The 3090-nt window shown below is 73.5% G+C and carries 1 protein-coding gene; it reads right to left on the bottom strand.

What is annotated here, in order from left to right:
- Positions 1–125 precede the first annotated feature (125 nt).
- The coding region (locus ABD378_RS41510; RefSeq protein WP_344530217.1) for a serine hydrolase at positions 126–3090 on the bottom strand (2965 nt) is incomplete at its 5' end.

The raw sequence follows: 3090 nt of genomic DNA on the forward strand, positions 1-3090 counted from the left end.
CGCCCGCCAGGTCGGCGGACGGCGACTCGCAGCGCACCAGGAGTTCGATGTCGGCGAGGATCTTGGGCAGCGCCGCTTCGAAGTCGCGTACGAGCGAGGCCGGTCGGGGTGCGGGGACGGCCATGTCAGCTCACCTTCGGGGTGGCGCGGACGCCGTAGTGGACGTACGGCTCACCGGTCGGGAGCGTGTAGAAGGTCACCGGGACCCAGGTCAGCGTGCCCGGCTGCCGGAAGACGAACCGGGAGTCGTCGACCGGGACGAGCGTGAACTCCCGGGTGGGCGTGGGGTCGAGCTCGGCGAGCGGCCCCGTCACTGTCTGCCGCAGCCTCAACTCGCCCTCCACGGACAGGACTTCGACGTGTGCACCGGCCCGCTCGTAGACCCCGGCGTGCCGGGAGCCGTCGACGGCCGGCGGCCGGTCGGCGGGAGTCAGCGGGCGGGGCATGGTGACGCCTGCAAGGTCGGCGAAGATCTCCCGGAACAGGTCCTCGTACAGGTCGTGCGTGTTGCCGCCGTTCGTGAGGAGGGTCACCGCGAGTCCCTGATCGGGCAGGACCCGCAGAAACGCGGACTGGCCGATGGTGTTGCCGTCGTGCCCGTACAGCCGCTGTCCGTCCCAGCCGAAGCGGATCCAGCCGAGGCCCCAGGAGTCGCCCAGGGTGTGCCGGTCCGGCAGGTCGGTCTGGTGGGCGGCCATCCGCGCCGCGCTCTCCTCGCTCAGGACACGGGCCCCGTCCGGGCCGATGCCCCCGGTCAGATGCAGCCGCGCGAAGGCGAGCACATCCGCGGTGTCGGCGCTGACGAGGCCTGCGGGGCCGACCGAGCGCGGCAGCCCCCACACCGGAGCGGGCGTGGGATCCGCCTCGCCGTCGGCGACGTGTCCGACAGCGGCGCGCAGCAGGAGCGCCTCCTCCGGGAGCGTCAGCGCGCGCTTGAGCCCGAGCGGCGTGAAGAGCCGCTCGCGCAGCGCAGCGTCCCAGGTGAGTCCAGTCAGCTTCTCGATGACCCGTCCGGCCAGGTTGAAGCCCGAGTTGCAGTACGAGAACGTCGCGCCGATGGGATGGCTCTGCAGGGTCTCGTCGAGGAGTTCGACGTAGCGCTCCAGACAGTCGTCGCCGCGACCGGTGTCGGTGAAGACGTCGCCGTCGATGCCGCTGGTGTGGGTGAGCAGATGCCGCATCGTCACCTGCTTGGTGACACCGGGGTCCGCCAGGCGCAGTTCGGGCAGTACGTCGACGAGCGGGGCGTCCAGGTCGAGCTTGCCCTCGTCGACGAGCTGCATGACGACGGTCGCCGTCCAGACCTTGGTGACGGACCCGATCTGGAACACCGAGTCGTCCGTGACGCCGACGCCGGTGGCCGTGTTCAGGACACCGTGGTGGGCCTGGAGGATGTCGTCCCCCACGCCGTCCTGACCGAGCCGCAGAATGCCGAGGGCCGCGCCGGGAACCCGGTGCGCCGTGGCCAGTTCGGCGAGGCGGCGCTGCCAGTGGGCCGTGTCGAGCGGCACCTTGCGCGGCCGCCCGGGCTCACCGGCGTAGCACTCCACCCAGTCCACGACGCGCCGGTTGAAGTCGGCCCGGTGGGAGGGCGGGCCGTCGAGCGGGAACAGATGCGCGCCGCCCGGGTACAGCACGAGCTCGGTGGGGATGCCCCGCGCCCGTAGCGCCGTGAACCACTGCTCGGCCTGCCCCACGGGGCAGCGCTCGTCGTCGCCGCCCTGCAGGACGAGGGTCGGGGTGCGCACCTGGTCGACGTGGGTCAGCGGCGACTGCCGCGCGTAGCGCTCGTGGTCCGTCCACGGCGGCCCGCCGAGCTCGGCCACGCCGAGCAGATGCGCGGCGTCCGACGTACCGGCGACGCTCGTCAGGTCGCTGACCACGCCGCCCGCGACGGCCGCCGCGAAGCGGTCGTCACGGCTGGTCAGATAGCAGGTCATGAACCCGCCGTAGCTGTACCCGGTGACGGCGAGCCGCCGTGGGTCGGCGATGCCGTCGGCGACGAGCTGGTCGATGGGTTCGGTGAAGTCCGCGGCGTCGCTCAGCCCCCAGGCGCCGAGCGCCGCGGTGAAGAACTCCTCGCCGTAGCCGTCGCTGCCCCGCGGATTGACCAGCAGCACGGTCCAGCCGCGGGCGGCGAGCACCTGGTGGTAGAGGTGTCCGGAGTCGGCCGCGCCGTTCCACGCGTTGTGCGGGCCGCCGTGGATGTCCAGGAGCAGGGGAGCAGGGCCGTCGCGCGCCGGGTCGCGCACCAGCCAGCCCTGCACCACCGTGCCGTCGGACACGGTGAACTCCCGCTCCTCGCGCACGAAAAGATCGGGAGCGTCGGGGCCGCCGTGCTCGGTGCGTGTGCCGACCGTGCCGGTGGCGAGATCGACGGTGGCTATCTCCCCGTAGGAGGTCGCGGTGGACAGGACGACCGCGACGGTGCCGCCCGCGCTGGACACCCCGCTGACCTGGACCGCGTCACCACCGACCGCGCGACGCGGGATGCCGCTCCCGTCGGTGTCGGCGACGTACAGCTGCGTGCAGCCGCGTTCGCGCAGGCAGACGAGTACGTGGCGTCCGTCGGCGGTGAGTTGGGGCGGCGCGCCGGGGTAGCCGGGGCCGCCGAGCATGACGTTGCGGTCCACGGAGCCGGTGAGGTCGGTGGGCGCCGCGGCTCCCGCACCGGCTTCCGTGTTGCTCAACGGCACGCGCAGGAGCCGGGCGTGGCCGACAGCGGTGCCGGTCGAGCCGACGACGAGGAGCGCCTCACCGTCCGCCGTCCACGTCACGCCCGCCGCCTGCCCGTCGGCCGCTCCGACGCGTACCGGCTCCGCATGGCGCGGGCCCGCGTCGACGACGTACGCCGCGCTGCGGAACGTCAGGTCGGCGTCCTCCTCGCGTGCGGCGGGGAACGCCAGGCGGGTCCCGTCGGGCGACCAGGCGGGGGCGCCGGCGTGCCAGTCGCCGCGGGTGATCTGCCGCACCTCGCGGTCGGCGAGGCGGACCACGTGCAGGTGGGTGCGGACCGTACGCAGCAGCCCCGCGCCGTCGGCCTTGTAGCCAAGGCGCCGGGCGACGACGGGCGGCTCGGCGCGCGAGCCG

The sequence above is a fragment of the Streptomyces rectiviolaceus genome, from assembly GCF_039533825.1.
Taxonomy (GTDB): Bacteria; Actinomycetota; Actinomycetes; order Streptomycetales; family Streptomycetaceae; genus Streptomyces; species Streptomyces rectiviolaceus.